10 protein-coding genes are annotated in these 17,551 nt (G+C 40.6%); 4 read left to right on the plus strand and 6 right to left on the minus strand.

Annotated elements, in window-relative coordinates; all coding sequences use genetic code 11:
* Positions 1-4 precede the first annotated feature (4 nt).
* Positions 5-991 carry a protein rep gene (locus H6G41_RS09405; RefSeq protein WP_308796156.1) on the minus strand — a complete coding sequence of 329 codons (987 nt, stop codon included), beginning with the start codon at positions 989-991 and terminating at the stop codon, positions 5-7.
* Between the two features lie 902 nt (positions 992-1,893).
* Between H6G41_RS09405 and H6G41_RS09410 the strand changes: the two genes are divergently transcribed.
* Positions 1,894-2,055, plus strand: a complete 162-nt coding sequence (locus tag H6G41_RS09410; RefSeq protein ID WP_190745785.1) for a hypothetical protein — start codon at positions 1,894-1,896, stop codon at positions 2,053-2,055.
* Here the strand turns inward: H6G41_RS09410 and H6G41_RS09415 are convergent.
* Genes H6G41_RS09415 through H6G41_RS09425 form a run of 3 tightly spaced genes read right to left on the minus strand, consistent with a single transcriptional unit; the run spans position 2,052 to position 8,227 of the window.
* Positions 2,052-4,658, minus strand: a complete 2,607-nt coding sequence (locus H6G41_RS09415) for a CHAT domain-containing protein (protein ID WP_190745787.1) — start codon at positions 4,656-4,658, stop codon at positions 2,052-2,054. The two genes, H6G41_RS09410 and H6G41_RS09415, sit on opposite strands and share 4 nt — an antisense overlap.
* Positions 4,648-7,689 carry an S-layer family protein gene (locus tag H6G41_RS09420; protein ID WP_190745789.1) on the minus strand — a complete coding sequence of 1,014 codons (3,042 nt, stop codon included), beginning with the start codon at positions 7,687-7,689 and terminating at the stop codon, positions 4,648-4,650. The genes H6G41_RS09415 and H6G41_RS09420 overlap by 11 nt, the downstream gene beginning before the upstream one ends.
* Positions 7,682-8,227 (minus strand): late competence development ComFB family protein, encoded by a 546-nt coding sequence (locus tag H6G41_RS09425; RefSeq protein ID WP_242037856.1) that lies wholly within the window; start codon positions 8,225-8,227, stop codon positions 7,682-7,684. Before H6G41_RS09425 ends, H6G41_RS09420 begins: the two co-directional genes overlap by 8 nt.
* 901 nt (positions 8,228-9,128) lie before the next feature.
* Between H6G41_RS09425 and H6G41_RS09430 the strand changes: the two genes are divergently transcribed.
* The 3 genes from H6G41_RS09430 to H6G41_RS09440 all read left to right on the plus strand — a co-directional run bounded on the left by H6G41_RS09430 (position 9,129) and on the right by H6G41_RS09440 (position 14,571).
* Positions 9,129-10,733, plus strand: coding sequence for an NF038122 family metalloprotease (locus tag H6G41_RS09430; RefSeq protein ID WP_190745790.1), 1,605 nt, complete (start codon positions 9,129-9,131; stop codon positions 10,731-10,733).
* 234 nt (positions 10,734-10,967) lie between these two features.
* The gene (locus H6G41_RS09435; protein ID WP_242037857.1) at positions 10,968-11,699 is read left to right on the plus strand and encodes a DUF928 domain-containing protein; all 732 of its coding nucleotides are present in this window, start codon (positions 10,968-10,970) and stop codon (positions 11,697-11,699) included.
* A gap of 406 nt (positions 11,700-12,105) precedes the next feature.
* On the plus strand, positions 12,106-14,571 hold the full coding sequence (locus H6G41_RS09440; RefSeq protein ID WP_242037858.1) for an EAL domain-containing protein: 2,466 nt from the start codon (positions 12,106-12,108) through the stop codon (positions 14,569-14,571).
* A 62-nt stretch (positions 14,572-14,633) separates the two neighbouring features.
* Here H6G41_RS09440 and psbA read toward each other — a convergent pair whose 3' ends face one another.
* On the minus strand, positions 14,634-15,716 hold the full coding sequence (gene psbA / locus H6G41_RS09445; RefSeq protein ID WP_190745796.1) for a photosystem II q(b) protein: 1,083 nt from the start codon (positions 15,714-15,716) through the stop codon (positions 14,634-14,636).
* 296 nt (positions 15,717-16,012) lie between these two features.
* Positions 16,013-17,512 (minus strand): MBOAT family protein, encoded by a 1,500-nt coding sequence (locus tag H6G41_RS09450; protein ID WP_190745798.1) that lies wholly within the window; start codon positions 17,510-17,512, stop codon positions 16,013-16,015.
* Positions 17,513-17,551: the final 39 nt, after the last annotated feature.

Genomic DNA, 17,551 nt, shown 5'->3' on the forward strand with positions numbered 1-17,551 from the left:
GTTATCACTCTTTATTGAACTTCTGTGACTTCCGTTCCCATCTGAAAGACAAAGTTCTGCTATCAACCTCATCTTTCTCTTCACTTTCAGCAATGAGGTCTTGGTTTTTCTCCTCTAATTCCCGCATATACTGCCTGAGTATACCCCCAACAGCGATCGCTCTAGTTTTATGTAGCTGACGGGTTAACTCTAAAAACCATTCCCTATCGCCGATTAAGTCTGACTCTTTAACCTGATACTTAAGAATTTCTGGGATAAGTATTTTCGGGTCATGATGCTTTGTGATCGCACTAATATGAGTTATTGGCTCGTAATTAATTCTCAAGCACTTTTGCCACAATGCTACCCATTTGGCGTGAGAAAGATAGCCATGACTGAAGTAGGAAGGCTGTACCATTGCCAAAATGTGTAAATGCGGGTGTGCTGAAACTCCATCTCTACCCTTAGTCACTTCTATGGACTTCACCCAACCTTTGGCTGGCCATACCTTTAATTCAGTCAGTCGTTTAAAAGCTTTATTCATCCAATCTAAGGTTTCCCTAAGTTCCTCAATTTGGCAATTTTTTACTGTCAAAGTCACAAACAGCCAACGGTACTTAGGGTAATCAGTGACTACCTGTGGGAGAATTTTATAAGCTTTTGCTTTCCACATGAGCGATCGCCGCCACTGGCAAACCGGACAATGACGAACTCTACAAAATTTAGCATCTGATAGCTTTAGCTGGAGAATCCCTTCAGGCTTTTCTGGTACTAATTGAAACTCCAGCCACTTAGAACACATTTTTACTCGCCAAGCATATCGATTGAAGCTACCTTCACCTGCTTGAGCATAATACTCGAAAACTTTATCAGCATTGGCTCGGTGCTTATCCCAAATATCTCCTATAGGGGTAATTTGAGATAAATTTATTACATTTTGGCTAGATGAAAACTGAAATTCTGACGATTCATTTAAAGGAATAAAGTTTGTATCTGAGGTTTGAGTAGACACAGAATTCCTTAATTGGTTTGGTATAAGAATCCAAACCTAACGCCTGAGTATACAGTTACACCTCAGTGATAATGCCTAGAATTTAAGTTTAAAACTAGAGATAAAACATCTAAACCGCCAATATATATTGGCTGAGGTTTCCTATAATGTAGCGATGGCTCTCTAGCCCGCTTCTTAAACCATAGGGAGCAAGATGCTCCCACTACAAATAGAATTACGAAATTGAGAAAGTAAAGCACCCTGGAAGAACCCAATATCAGCTTTTAAGTGCGGAATACACCGAAATGAGAACTCAAACCCCAGTTTGAGAACTAAATATCAACTTTTGAGTGCGGAATACACCGAAATGAGAACTCAAACCCCAGTTTGAAAACTCAATATCAGCTTTTGAGTGCGGAATACACCGAAATGAGAACTCAAACTCCAGTTTGAGAACTAAATTTGCAGTTTGAGAACTCAAACCCCAGTTTGAGAACTAAATTCTGCTATTGAGTAAACAAATCGCTTGATGAGAAAGCAAACCGTAGTTTGAGAATACTGACAGGTTAGGGAACTCTAAAAAATAAATTATGCCAAATTGTAGGGGCGAGGGTTACCCATTGGTGTCAAATTAAGTTCTCTGGCTTACCCAACAGACCGCCTACAGGCTGTAAGCCTGGGGCTAACGCTACAAAGCCCATCTGCGTGGGCTAAGAAAATTCAGCCCACGCAGGTGGGCTTTGTTCAATTAGCCGCACCCTTCTAGGGTGACGGCGGTTTATTGGGTAAGCGAGGGGTTGAGAATAATGGCAATGGCCACCCTACAAATATTTTTTTTTAATTGGTATTACATCGAAAGTTAATTGCATTGCTGTGGTTGCTATTGTTTTCAATATCTTCCCCGTCAAGGGGATGGAAACTTTTTGAAAACCTCAACAATTGCCCACAAGATGAAGGTGTTTTCAATATCTTCCCCGTCAAGGGGATGGAAACCACATCTGTGTGTAGGCGATTGTGGTAAGGATTTTGATGAGGAGTTAGCGATGGCGATCGCCTTGAGAGTGGTAGAGTTTCACTCTAGTTAAAACCAGTTGCCAACGAGAATATAAGGTGCCCAATAAACTGGATGCTCAGATTGAGGATCTTTTAACAAGGCTATTTGCGCGTGACGTAAGGCCTCTGCTTTGGTTTCTTTAGTACTGCTCAAATGCTTGTAAAACTGACGCATCAAATTAGCTGTCGCTTCATCATTAACAGACCATAATGTTGCTAAAGTGCTACTAGCTCCAGCCTTGATTGCTATTCCTGCCAAACCCAAAGCAGCGCGTTTATCTCCGACTGCGGTTTCACAAGCACTCAGTACCAATAGTTCGATCGCCTGTTGCTGTTTTCGTTCGGGTATTTGTAGTAAATTATCTAAATCATTAATTCTGATGCGATCGTCCCAAGCCAAAATAAAGGTTTCTATGGCTTTCGAGCTAAATTTACCATGAGTAGCAATGTGAAGTATGGGAAAAACCGCTGATTGCAAGTAAGTTTGCAGATTTTGGCTAGTAAATTCCTGATTTAACAGCACAGTGCTTGGTACTTCAGACTTGATTTCCTTCATTTCCTGTTCAACATATTCTAGGGCAGAAAATCCCTGTCTGGCTTCAGTTAACCCAGCACCAAGTACTTTAAAGTTATGCTGTGCCAATTTCTTAGGCGGTAGTAAATGAAGACTTGGTGTTAAAGCAATATTGTACTTTTCCACCAAATATTGTTTATTACTGTCATGCAGTGCCGCCATCGGAATATTTCGGAAAACACCGTCCGGTACAAATACTAAAGTTTTAATGCCACTTTTGACTAGGTCGGCTTCCACTGGACGGATCAACCAGTCATATACTTGTTGAGATAAGGGCAAAAAGTCTTCTTTAGAACGAATAACTAAAGTTCTACGCAGTTTTTCTACTATCGTTTCTAGCTCAGCTTGAGGTAAAGAAGTTGTGTAGTGGCGTAAAGGTTGTTGCGGTAAGCTGATAATAACTTCTAATCGCTCTGGCAAGATAATGGGATAGATGACGCCAGCAACTGGATCTAAGCGATCGACTGGCGTATATTTTCTATCTAAACAGGCTTCGCGGAAAAAGTCATCTAGTTCTGCCAATTGTAAGGATTCAATTACTTGACGAGCTTGGTCGAGAGTTTCTTGACTAGGTTGGGTAGCTCCAGGTTGGAGAAGTAAACTAACTAGTTCGCGGTAGACTGGTTCTACACTTTCGCGGAAACTAAATTGAATATCTGGATCGACGGCAACCAGATCGCTACGCAAAGATTGTAGAGTATTGACAGCTTGAGTATAAGCGGCGATCGCACCCGCTTCATCTCCTTGTACTTTCAACAATCGCCCTAATTGCCATTGCCAACGGTAAGCAATTTCTGGTGTATTAATCGCCTGTGCTAACACCAGGGCTTGCTGAGTTAAATCCTGGGCAATTTTCCACTGCTGAGTCTGCTCATAAAGTCCGCCCAGTTTCCCCAGTGCATAGGCTTGTGCTTGTTTGTCTCCTAAAGTTTTCGCTTGTTGCAGGTTGTTCGCTACTAATTGGGCAATATTTTCTATAGTTGGTGCATTGGGGAGATTTGCTTGCTTTAGGCGAATCAGACTTTGGGCTAAATTCAGTTGGGCATAAATTGCTGTCCGGCTAGGCGGTATCTGGGCAAGTTGCGGTTGAATTTGACTCCATAATGTCTGCGCCGATGTCCATTGCTTGGTATCAATTAAAGTACTAAGTTGATTTAATTGCGATCGCATTTTTAGCATCTGCGAAGGTGCAATTGCGATCGCCTGTTGATACAAAGCCAAAGCTGATGCCGCATCTTGGTTAGCCCGTGCCACATTTCCTAAATCGATCAATGCCGCACTAATTTCGGCAGGAGATTGTAACTTTTGCGCGATCGCTAAACTTTGTTGCAATACCTGCTGTGCTTGTGTCAAATTCCCCACTAAGCGCAAACTCGCGCCTAAACTGCGTAACCCAGCTGTTTTGAGCGGCGAATCAGGTTGTTTTTGTAACATTGCCTTGACTGAAGTCAGAGTAGATAAGGCGCGTCGATATAATCCCAGCGCCTTCAAAGCCTGAGACTGATTGATAAAACTACGCAGAACCCCAGTCTCATTTTTGGCTTTAGTATAGATAGCTGTGGCTTGTTGCCAAGTTGCGAGTGCAGTTTCTAATTTTCCCGTTGCTAACTGAAGACTACCTTGGGTGTTGAGGGCTTGAGCCAAGACTTTCAAATATTCTGGCTTGTCCTGTTTGACCTGTAATAATTCTAGGCTGTGAGAAATTGCTCGATCAGCTTCAGGCCATTGACCTAGTTGTTGATAACTCAGTGATAGATTACTCAAAACTCTTGCTTGATTGAGTTTATCTCCTTGTGACTGGTAAGTTTGGAGAACCTGCTGCCAAATTTTGACTGCTGCTAAAAATTGCTCTGCTTCATAATATTTTCTGCCCTGTTCTTCTAGCTGTGCCAGATTCGATGATACTTGCATCAGTGATGGTGGGGAAGAATCAACTTTGGCGATCGCAGGTAATAAAGTACAAACTAAGCCGAAAAAAATCCCAAAAATAAAGACAATTAACCGAATATATAATCGTTTCCAGCTACTTTTCTGTAAATAAGAATAGATATTAATCTGCATAACAATTAGTTGAGGGCGACCAAGTACTATAAGGAGTGGCGTGAGGAGATTGTGCCAATAACAACACTTCACCTTGTGAATTTACTACTATGGCTTGGGCTTCCACGATGGCATGAGAACTAGGAACAAGTGAAGGTTCAGAAGTCGCCCCAGCAATATTTTGTGAACTGCGGATGGGATTCGTATCTAAATCTGCGAGCAGACTATCGCTACTAAGTATGCTTTCAGGACTAGATGATAATCCACCTTTTCCCGTCAATACAAACTGATTCGCAATCTGACCTCTATCGGCTTTGCAACCTTGAGCTATGAGATTTGAGCTATCAGTAATTTGTGTAGGTAAGTTGGCTAAACCTTTAGTGGGATCGGCATCCAGAGTTTTAATTTCGACAATACCCCTAACACCAAAGGTAGAACTGGCAGTAATGTCACTCCAGGGAGTTTGCTGTGCGCGCAACTCCAGCCCAAATACATTCTGAGCTGTAATTTGAATGTTTCCCCCCCGTCCCGCAAATGCATTGGCAGTAATATCACTATTCCCTAAGGGATCTGCAACTAAAAAAGTTGTATTGATTTTGATATTTCCCCCGTTTCCCTGTTTACTAGCATTACCAGCAGTAGCAGAAATCAGGCTATTGTTTTGGAGTTGCAGAATATTGCTGACTTTTAAGGAAATTTCCCCCCCATCATCAGCAGCAGTTTCCGCCAAAATTTTACCGCCGCGATCGAGCAACATATTACTGGCTGTGAGATGAATATTACCTGCTCGTCCAGTTCCCGTTGCTTGAACAAATAACCCGGAAGTACTGATTAAATTGACTGTATCAGAGGCATGAATAGAGATATTGCCGCCTAAACCTGCACCTGAGGTAGAAGCAGAAATCTCCGCTCCATCTTCGATGAATAAATTGCTTGTATTAATGTTCAAGTTACCAGCGATCGCATCGCCTACTGTTGAGGTAAATAAACCACTAGAAAATTGGCTAGTTGTGCCAGTCCCTAGCAATCGAATTGTCTCAGTAGCTGTCACCTTAACTATTCCCCCAGGTGCTTTTCCCTCAGTCGCCGCCTGAATCTGGGCCCCATCCCGCAATGTTAATTCCCTAGTATTAATCGTGACATTTCCTCCCCCACCTACATCACTGGTAGAGGCTGAGATTCGCGCCTGTTCACCTTGGAGAAACAGTTGTCCAGTATCTACAGTGACATTACCTCCCATGCCTATAGCTCCCGGCTCTACCTGAGCAAATAAGCCACTAAAGCTTTGATCTGTAGCTTCTCCCCAGATTGCCACTTGCTGAGGAGCAATCACAGAGATACTCCCAGCATTCCCTGAACCAAATGTACTCGTTGATACTTGTGAACCACCCTGAATCAGTAATTTATCAGTTGCTAAGATAATGTTACCGCCTTGACCAGTAGCTCCGATTTCGACTTGGTTAAATAGACCACTAGCCATAGCAACAGTTGGAGAACTGATCAGTTCTGTTTCTGCTGCCTGAATTTTGATATTGCCTGCTGCGCCGTCAGCAAATGTCGAAGCTGAGATCGTAGCACCATTACGGAGACTCAACTTTGGAGTTTCCACAATTACTTCCCCAGCCTGTCCAGAACTGCTGGTTTCTGAAACCAAAGCACTAGAATAAAGCTGATCTAGCTCTCCGACTCCTACCAAATTAATAGAATCAGCAGCTTTCACAGTCAGTTTACCGCCCAAACCGCGATCGCGAGTATTCACTGCTACCTGTGCGCCATCTTGGAGACTCAACTTTCTAGTTTCAATGCTTACATCTCCACCAGCCCCCACGCCTTTAGTTTCTGTTCCCAGAATACTCAAGTCAGCTAATAGCACCTCATCAGCACGAATAGTTAAGTTACCGCCCTTACCAATATCTTCTGTTTCCGCAGAAACTATTGCTGATGCTCCTTGAACTGTCACTTTCACACTTTCCAGGTTGACATCTCCACCTGTAGCAGAACCAAAAGTAAGCGTCTGAACGAGAGAATCATTCAGACTTAGTTGATTGCCTCGGATAGTAATTCCCCCACCGTTTTCTGTAGCATTAGGGGCTGTATGAGCCAACACAAGTGTTTGATTTAGCGTGACTGTCTCACCCTGAAGATAAACATTGCCACCACCAGGCCCGCTGACATCTACCAAAGATCTATCTAGCTGAAGGTTCTGAAACTTTTGTACACCTGCATATCCCAAGGCAAAACCCTGAGAACTAGGGACGAGGCTAACAAAACTATTTTCTCCCACACTGCCCAATTCAATCCGACCACCAGGTGCAATCAATAACTGGTCAGCTACAGAAATATCGCCGCCAACTAGAGCTAAAGTTTGAAAAGGCTGGAGTAACAACGGCGAATCTATTGGTGTAGGTACCGCTGGCCCTTCTACTTTCATGCCTCCTGGTTGATTGCTAAATTGTAAACCCAAGGGAATACTGATAGTTAACAAAGGTGGAGCAGGATTAACTGCACTAAATACATCTCCATTAGAAAGCTTCAGGCTACTGGCAGTACTGGCAATAAATGAGCCACTAATATCTAATGAAGCATTAGGGCCGAAGACAATACCGTTAGGATTAATCAGAAACAAGTTGCTATTGGCTTGGATTAAACCATTAATGTCAGATTTCAATCCACCTGTGACGCGACCGATAATATTCTGAATATTTGGGTTCCGATTTGGAAAAATAGCAGATCCACCAGTGGGCACAGAAAACGCTGCAAAGCTGTGGAAGAGGTTACTACCTGCTTGGGTTCCGCCTGTAATTACAAAATCCAGCCCAGGTTTAGTTCCTGGTGAAACTACGGATTGTCCATCAGGAAGTGCATTATCTGCGGATATTTGTGCAGTTGTTGGGTAGGTATTGCCGAAACAGTAAATAGTAATGGCACTGATAATCACCAGATGGTAATAATGCTGTCTCAGCCCTTGAATAATTGCTTGGTTGCCCATTATCGGAAATATTGGAGAAAAGACAAAGCTTGATTGACCGCGATTTTTGGTCAATTTATCCATTTTGATAATGTGGATGCTTCTCCCAGTCGAAGATTTCCTCATCTAAATCACCAGGCCGACGCCAGGTAATTTTTCCTCGTAATGTATCTAATAAAGCTTGCTCAACCAAATCATTTAAGTTGTCCCAAGACAGATCCTCACGTTGCAGCAAGACTTTAAGTTTTTGCAAAGCAGCCTGTGCGGCATTCTCTTCCTCGAAACTCAAAGGCCCGTCACCCCGCAAAGGATCTCGTTGTACAGCCATAATTCCCTGCCTGACAGCTGTCACAATTTGTGGGCGCAATTCAGTTTTTCCTCGATGCCATTGCCTCTGCCACCCTCGCTTGCTAGTTGCATACAAAGCAGGTAACCGATTTAATGCATAGGCAATTACCTCCGATGGATTAGTATATTTGGCAGTTTTAGCAGGCAAAGCTTGGAATTGCTGCTCTACTTCCTCTACAACTAGCATTTCCATTACATTTCGCGAGTTTTTGCTAAATGCACGCTGTTGTTTAGACTGCTGAACTGAAGCATTACCCTGATACTGATAAACCATGAAAGAAACTCCGCATAGAGCAATATAAACTGAAATTCTACTTACGGCTTTATATTGCCCTGAGATTGCATTTAACTAACATCTTCTCTCTGGTTCTTCCCAAGAATTAAAATATCACCTGATCACTTAAATGAAAGTATTTACATTAATTTATGATGTGGACGCATTGGCTTTAGGAAATAGTACTCTCACCACTTAATACCAATTCAATATGAAAATGCATATAATTTAGCCTGCACAGGCAGGCTTTGTTTGTTTAGCCCCAGGCTTCCAGCCTTGCAGCTTTAATTTGCAGCTTCACAGAGAATTGGCATAACATCTAACTTTAACCACGCTTCCTTGATGTATTACAGTTTAAATATGGTAATAAAGTAGAAGCTGCGCTCGCAATCACATGATGTTATTAACCCCGTTTTGTAACTTTTGAAAAACAATAATCCCAGCCAATTTTTGGGAATTTGCCCCAAGAGAAAATAACTGTTTGTGAAAATTTCAAATATCATCTACGGATATTTACTTAATTAAAACAATTAATTGCTATATTCTATAAAGTAGCCTGCCTGCTTGAAGTCGCTTGCCTTAACCTTATCCTTTAAAATTAATATTCTTAAGCCAGGATGGTGTCTCAGAATTTATCCTAGATTTTTTAGTCTTAATAATAAGATATTACTTATCTTTGTTTGGGTTTTTCATAAACTTGTCGTTAAGTCTACCAGGTTAGTATCTCAGAGAAATTGCGCTGTTCTATACTTTTCAATTGGTATAGAGTTTAAATATAGATGTGCATATACGTAAAACAACTATATACATGATTTTATCGAGCGTACCCAAGATTTCAGATTGGCAAATAATCTGATTATTTCTAAAAAAGCTTGTCTATTGGCAATATAAGAATAAAATTATGAACTCCAAACTTAAGTACCAAGCAAAGTTGGTTGCGCAACTTACTCTAGCCTTAGCTTCATTCAATAGCATTTCTCCAGCCCAGGCGATACAATTCAACTTCACATATGCTGAAAACACTCCGCAACAAATCATAGATAGCTTTGATAAAGCTGGTCGTATCTGGTCTTATAAATTACAGGACAAATATTTTGATATCAATTGTTTTTGTAATCGTGATAGCACAGTCAATATTTATATTAATTTCCAAGAATTATCGAACCCTAATGCTTTAGCCGGAACCATCCCAACTATGGTAAAGGTTGGATACGATAATTTTCTTACCAACAGTTTTCAAAATATTACTTCTAATAGTGATTTGCTGGCAATGAAAAATATGCAAATCAATAGTAATGATAAAAACATATTTAATAATAAAATTTTAGATGAGTTACAAAATATCGACAGGAAATTTATAAAATTTTTCGGTTCAGAATTTAGTATGGTAATGAATAATGTTGGCTCTGTAAATCTCGCCAATTTTCAATCTTTAACACCAGCCAATAATATTATTATAGATAATAATAGTAATGCAAATAACAAGACTATTTGGCTCAGTAGCGCTAATGCCAAAGCATTAAATTTAATAGCAGGTAATGAAAGAGGCTTTGATGCCCAGATATCTCTGGGTAAATCAATGGTAACTAGTAATGGAGAACTGATTAGCTATTCTACATGGTTAGCTCAGCAATCAGAAGTTGGTAATTTTATCCAAGATTCTATTTGGGATTTCTCAAGAGTTTATTCTGATGATGCGATTGTTTCTAGTAATAAATTTGACTTCCTAAGCGTAGCGCAACACGAAATTGGCCATGCGTTAGGTATAGTCAGCGGTGTTGATGCTTTGGAAGTAATTGTTGGCACAGATAGTCAAGAGAATAGTCCATCATTACAGGATAATGATTTAACGTTTGTCACACCAATGGATCTGTTTCGTTATTCTGACATTAGCAAAAATCAAGGAATCTTTGATTGGTCTGATGGAACTGGAAAGTATTTTTCTATTGATGGTGGTAAAACTCGTCTAGCTAATTTTGATGGTACGGATTATCAAACAAGTCACTGGAGCGCTAGTGAAGGCGAAATATTAGGAATTATGCATCCAGTGCTCAAAAGAGGTGAAAAATTAGAAATATCGGAACTCGATTTAAAATTACTAGATGTGATTGGCTGGGACATTAACTCTCCATCTCTGGAGAAGATTGAAGTAGATGTGAATATTAAGCAAGCCAAAAGACCTTTAGATAATAATATTGTTGAAAATTATATCTCCAGGGGACGAAGGAGTTCTACAGCTAATGGCATGAGCTATTTGACAGCATTCACGAGCGAATATGAAAACAACAAAACACCATATAGTATAGACGACATTATCCAAAATGCCGACTTTAATCAAGTATTTATGAATCACCCTCGTGAAGATTATGAAAAACATACTCATAATATTGTTTCTATCCCAGAGCCAAAAAATACTTACGGGCTGGGAATTATAGGCTTAATCAGCTTGGGCTGGTTATTCAAGCGTTATCGAGTAGCAAACCGCATGGACAACTGTCATAAATAGGCTTGCTAATTAGCTTATAAAGCATATAATCTCCTATTTTAAATTAATTTTTGAAGATGATTATAGTTTTTACTTAAGTAAAATTTCGGAACAATTTCATCTAAATTAACAACAAATTAATTAATTGAGAATAAGTAGTTTAAATATAGCAACTTATTAATAAATAGAGTATTTATTAAATAGTATGACTGAGAAAAAGATATTAAATCTAGCTTTGGACTAATGAAGATAACCATGAAAAACAAAGTATTTATTGCTATTTGTTTAACATCTGTACTTACCCTTGCCTGTGCTGCTTCCAATCAAGTACTAGCTAGTGAAAATCAACCAAAGGAGGGCTTGCCTGGGCGTAGAATTGGTGGGGGAACCCGTGGAGAATGTTCTAGTAATGCTGGAAGATTAATGGCATTGGTTCCGCAAAATAATCTGGCTTTAACACAACAAGCTTATCCAAACATCCTATTTCACATACCTCAAACTTCTAAGCCGACAACAATAGAGTTTGTGCTTCAAGATGACAGCCGTAAGTCAGTTTATGAAAAAACTTTCACGAAAGACGCTTCTAATACTAAAGCTGATGCAGGCGAAATTATCAATCTCCGATGGCTTGATGCTCAATTTTTACCCGAACTTGCTATAGATAAAAAATACCATTGGTATTTATCGATAATTTGCGATCCGGAAAATAGAGCTAACGATATTGTTGTGCATGGGTGGATTAAACGAGTAGCTGTCGAGCCAAACCTGGCTAAAAAGATTGAAAGAGCATCACTGGTTGAGCGTGCTCATATCTATGCTCAAGCTGGACTGTGGCAAGATGCGTTAGCCACTTTAGCAGAACTCCGATATAGTCAACCTCAGGATTCTCAGCTGGCTGCTAGTTGGACACAGCTATTAAACTCGGAGAAATTGAGTGCGATCGCACAGGAGCCGCTTTTAAATATCAAAATCCACAAAAAGCCCTAACTACAAGCACAGTAATTTTCTTAAGGTTCAATTCACCCATATTAGTATAAATACGTAAATAGTCATAGGGTGCGTTAGCAACATAACGCACCCTATGACTATTTCGCTAAAAAAAACTTCTTCACTTAAGAGCAATCATTGACACAAAGCACTAGATTGGTTTCAGGTGAGTGTTGAGTAGAGTCTTAGGGAACAATCTTATTACAAGGACAGCATCAGTTTGTGGAAGTTTACACCGGATGAATACGGTAGACATCACTTTATCTGAGCGTTCACTGATTACAGTCCACTCTATCAATCTAGCATTGTTGTGATTGCTAAATACTCCAAAAGATTTTCGTCTTTAGTATCCTTGGTAACCAAGTATTGCCAACACCAGGTTAATCGATCCATCGTTAAATTGAGTTTGGGGCAATCGGTTTTAGTAACTAGCATTCTGATCGCTGGACTAGTGCTGGGTGTCAAACAACTAGGCTGGTTGGAGTTCCTGGAATTGGTCTGTTTTGATAACATGGTGCGTCTTGTAGGTGATGCTGGCCCCGATCCACGACTTTTAGTAGTCACGATTACAGAATCTGATATCCAAGAACAAAAACAGTGGCCCCTCTTTGATCGTACTCTTGCTCAAGTATTAATCAAGCTGCAACAGGCTCAACCTACAGCTATTGGCTTAGATCTTTACCGTAATCTCCCTCAACCACCAGGAAGCGAACTTTTCATAAAGCAACTTCAGGCTCCTAATGTGATTACTATTACTAATCTTGGTGATACTAATACAGAAGGAGTCTCCCCTATTCCTGGTTTATCCGCAGAACACATAGGTTTCAATGACTTTTTGATTGACCCTGATGGAGTTGTGCGCCGGAATTTGATATATGCTTACCAAGGCGACACAGAATACTATTCCTTTTCTCTACGCTTAAGCTTGCAGTACCTTGCTAAACAGGGTATGTCGTTCAAAGTTAAACCGAATTTACAGTTAGGAAATACTATATTCCCCCCTTTAGGTTCCAATTCTGGTGGGTATAACAATATTGATAATGCGGGTAATCAAATTATGATTACCTATCGCTCGCCTGAACAAGTCGCACGCCAGGTGTCATTGACACAAGTGCTGCGGGGTGAGTTTCAACCAGAGTGGGTTAAGGACAAAGTAGTATTAATTGGTACCACTGCTGCTAGCCTCAAGGATTTGTTCTTCACTCCCTACAGTGCTGGTAAATCTGCAAATCCAGCTATGCCTGGGGTGTTACTTCATGCTCAACTTGTCAGTCAACTTCTCAGCACTACTTTAGATCGACAACCTATATTTTGGTTCTGGCCAGAATGGGCAGAATATTTATGGGTGTGGACTTGGGCTGTAATTGGAGGTGTTCTAGCATGGCGAATTCGTCATCCCTTAATTCTGGGAGCAGTTGGCATAATTTCTTTAGGGGGTCTATCTGGTATTTGCTTTGGTATATTTACACAAGCTGGCTGGATACCTCTATTACCATCAATGCTAGCGTTTGTCGTTACTGGTGGAGGTATTTTGGCTTATAAGCTGAGGTACAATTTGCTGCATGATTCCCTAACTCACCTTCCCAATCGCGATCTGTTTTTGAAACAATTAGAATGGGCGATCGCAGATACCAAAGATCGCAAAAATGCGCGCTTTGCCCTACTATTTCTAGATATTGACCGCTTCAAGGTAATTAATGAAAGTCTCGGTCACCAAGTAGGTGACCAATTACTAATTAAAGCCACCCAAAGGTTAAAAGCTTGTTTAGGACACCGAGCTAAAATAGCACGAGTTGGCGGAGATGAGTTCGCTATTTTGCTAGAAAATATTACTGATACTAATCAGGTGAACTCCATAGCCGATCAAATACAGCAGGCTATGACTTTACCATTTACCAGTAACGGGCAAGAAATATTCACCAGCATTAGCATTGGTATCGCTTTTAATCAAACCGAACTAGACTATGAACCAGTAACTTTGTTGCGAGATGCCCATACAGCTATGTATCGGGCTAAAGACCAGGGTAAAGGGCGTTACGAAGTCTTTGCCACAGGTATGCATACACAAATTTTTCAGCGTTTTCAGTTAGAAATAGACCTGCGTCGAGCTATTGAAAAAGAGGAATTTTATCTCCAATATCAGCCAATAGTCTGTCTAGCAACAGATAAAATTATTGGGTTTGAAGCACTTGTCAGATGGCAACATCCTCAGCATGGATTTGTCTCTCCAGCAGAGTTTATTCCAGTTGCAGAAGAAACAGGGTTGATTATTTCTTTAGGTAAGTGGATTTTGCAGTCAGCTTGCGCTCAGTTATCGATTTGGCACACCCAATTTCCTGTCGATCCACCACTAATGATGAGTATTAATATTTCTGGACATCAACTAGGACACCCAGATTTGGTGCAATACATTGAAAAGATTCTGCATCAAACAAGGGTAGATGGAAAAAGTTTAAAACTAGAAATTACCGAAACTGTAGCGATGGACGATGTGGAAGCGGCAATTAGCATTCTGCTAAAACTCAGAACTTTAAATCTACGGCTCAGTATTGATGATTTTGGTACCGGATATTCTTCTTTAAGTTATTTGCACCGCTTTCCAGTCAACACTTTAAAAATAGACCGAGCTTTTGTTAGCCGAATGGAAGATACAAACGAAGATGCAGCAATTGTTGAAACGGTAATCGTACTGAGCCATGCACTAGGAATGGACGTAGTCGCAGAAGGTGTAGAGACAGCCGAGCAAAAAGCAAAACTAAAATTGTTAGGTTGTGAGTATGGACAAGGTTATTTCTTCTCTAAACCATTAGATAGTAAGAGTGCAACTGCATTACTCCAACAACAGTTTGAAAATCTGAATGACCCTAATTAAATAAAGCAAAAAAGCGCCTCCCATTTCTGGAAGGCGCTTTTTATTATGCTAAGACTTCAATGTTAGCCGTTGATAGCAGGAGCGGTCATTGCAACAGGAGCAACTTCAGCAGCAGCTAAGTCTAAGGGGAAGTTGTGAGCGTTACGCTCGTGCATTACTTCCATACCCAAGTTAGCGCGGTTGATTACGTCTGCCCAAGTAGCGATAACGCGACCTTGAGAATCAATTACGGATTGGTTGAAGTTGAAACCGTTCAGGTTGAACGCCATTGTGCTGATACCTAAAGCGGTAAACCAGATACCGACTACAGGCCATGCAGCCAAGAAGAAGTGTAAAGAACGGCTGTTGTTGAAAGAAGCGTATTGGAAGATCAAGCGACCGAAGTAGCCGTGAGCCGCAACGATGTTGTAGGTTTCTTCCTCTTGACCGAACTTGTAACCGTAGTTTTGAGATTCGGTTTCGGTTGTTTCACGTACCAAGGAGGAGGTTACCAATGAACCGTGCATGGCGGAGAACAAGGAACCACCGAATACACCAGCTACACCCAACATGTGGAATGGGTGTAACAGAATGTTGTGCTCAGCTTGGAACACAATCATGAAGTTAAATGTACCGGAGATACCCAAAGGCATACCGTCGGAGAATGAACCTTGACCGATGGGGTAGATCAAGAATACTGCGGTAGCAGAAGCCAAAGGAGCAGAGTAAGCTACGCAGATCCAAGGACGCATACCCAAACGGTAAGACAATTCCCACTGACGACCTAGGTAGCAAGCACAACCTAGTAAGAAGTGGAAAATTACCAATTGGTAAGGGCCACCGTTGTACAACCACTCATCTAAGGAAGCAGCTTCCCAAATGGGGTAGAAGTGCAAACCGATGGCGTTGGAGGAAGGAACAACTGCACCAGAGATGATGTTGTTACCGTAAATCAAAGAACCTGCAACTGGTTCGCGGATACCATCGATGTCTACTGGAGGAGCAGCGATGAAAGCGATTACGAAGCAAGCGGTAGCGGCTAGCAGGGTGGGGATCATCAATACGCCGAACCAACCGATGTAGATACGGTTTTCGGTGCTGGTGATCCACTCGCAAAACCGATCCCATACACTGGTGCCAGAGCGCCGTTGTAAGGTTGTTGTCATTGTTTTATGAGTGCAATTTTTGAGTAAATAATTTTCGGTGAAAATTGATTCACCGATACTTAATAACTTTACATGAATTTAGATTAAAAATGTAATCTATTTTTTTATAAAATTCTTCACAATACATTAACAATGCTTATGTAAATTTATGTAAATAACCAATATGAATTTATGTAAAGTTTTATTTATTTTCATATAGTTATTATACATAATTTTTGGTTTTTTACTATGTTTAACCTGACTCTAGATTTCCGCTCTTGATTAGTTTGAGAAGTGTTGGACTGGAAGAAAGCTAATTAAAAATCAAAATATATGTATGGCAAACTACCTTCAGGAGCCAATAACCATACTGCGTAGAAGCAAAGCGGTACAAATACAAGCTTCACAGGCCAGTTGAATTCTATTTTCAGCCGATTCTTAAACCCATAGACTATTGCCATCAGCAGAGCTAAAAATATTAATCTGCTGCTGAGTTGGGATTGGCTGATATTTAGGGCTTCTACATAGACTTTTTGGGCAAACTGAACATCAGCGCGATAACCCCACAGATGGCGAAATACTAAACTAGATTCTTGCAAATTGGGTAGTCGGAACCAAATCCAAGATGTGAACACCATTACTTGAGTAAAGAACCAAGCAAAAAATATGCCGAGAGGCTTTTGCCAAAAATGCTCTAAACTTTCATTGCGATCGCTCAATGCATCTATAAGGCGATGAACGATCAAAGCTATGCCGTGGTATGTACCCCAGACGATAAAACCCCAAGTTGAACCATGCCAAATACCAGCAATTAGCATGACGATGAGTAAATTCCCACAGGTGCGTGTCAAGCCTTTGCGAGAACCACCCAAGGGAAAGTAAACGTAGTTACGCAGCCAATCGCCTAATGTCATGTGCCAACGTCGCCAAAATTCTGCAATGCTGGTGCTGAAGTAGGGAAAATCAAAATTTTCCGGTAAGACAAAACCGAATAACAGCGCACTGCCACGAGCGATGTCTACGTAACCACTAAAATCGAAATATAACTGTAAGCCATAGGCAAAGGTAGCTAACCACAAGTCTGTACTACCTGCTCGTTGTAAATTACCAAAACATAAATCAACAAAAATTCCTAAATGGTCTGCTAATATCCCTTTTTTAACTGCACCTCTAGCAATTAACCACAATCCTTCACTGACTTGAGCAGGAGCAGGTAATTGTAGTGTATTAATTTGAGTTGCTAGGTTGTGATAGCGAGTAATGGGGCCAGAAATGAGTTTAGCAAAGAATAATTTATAAGCTGCAAATTTGAGAAATTGACTAGTAGCTGGAGCACCACGATAAACATCAATTAAATAAGCAATACATTCAAAGGTAAAAAAAGAAATTCCTAAAGGAGCAATAAATTTAAATGCGCCTTCAGGGGAATTTGCTGGTAAAGAGAAAACAGCTTTTAATAACAATGGTAAATATTTAAAACCAAGTAGCAGGAAAACATTTAAAATTATGCCTAACCACAAAAGTTTTAAACGCTTGCGATTCCAGTCAGCTTGAGCAAACAGCCATTCCTCATTAGAAATTCTGTTATCAAGAGAACGTTGTGCTGGGGCGGTATTTTTGCCAATCTCCAGTCCTAAACGAAAGTTAATAAAAGTTAGCGCCAGTAATAGTGGTATGTACTGAACATTAAGAGAGCCATAGAAGATTAGACTGGCAATTAACAGAGTCCATAAACGTAATTTTTGCTCTGGCAAAGTCCAGTATATTCCCAGAACACTTAGCAGGAAAAGTCCGTAAAAAATTGAGATAAAGTTCATTTGTTAGTCAATAATCATTGATCATTTGTCATTGATAAA

The sequence above is a fragment of the Tolypothrix sp. FACHB-123 genome (assembly GCF_014697075.1).
Taxonomy (GTDB): Bacteria; Cyanobacteriota; Cyanobacteriia; order Cyanobacteriales; family Nostocaceae; genus Aulosira.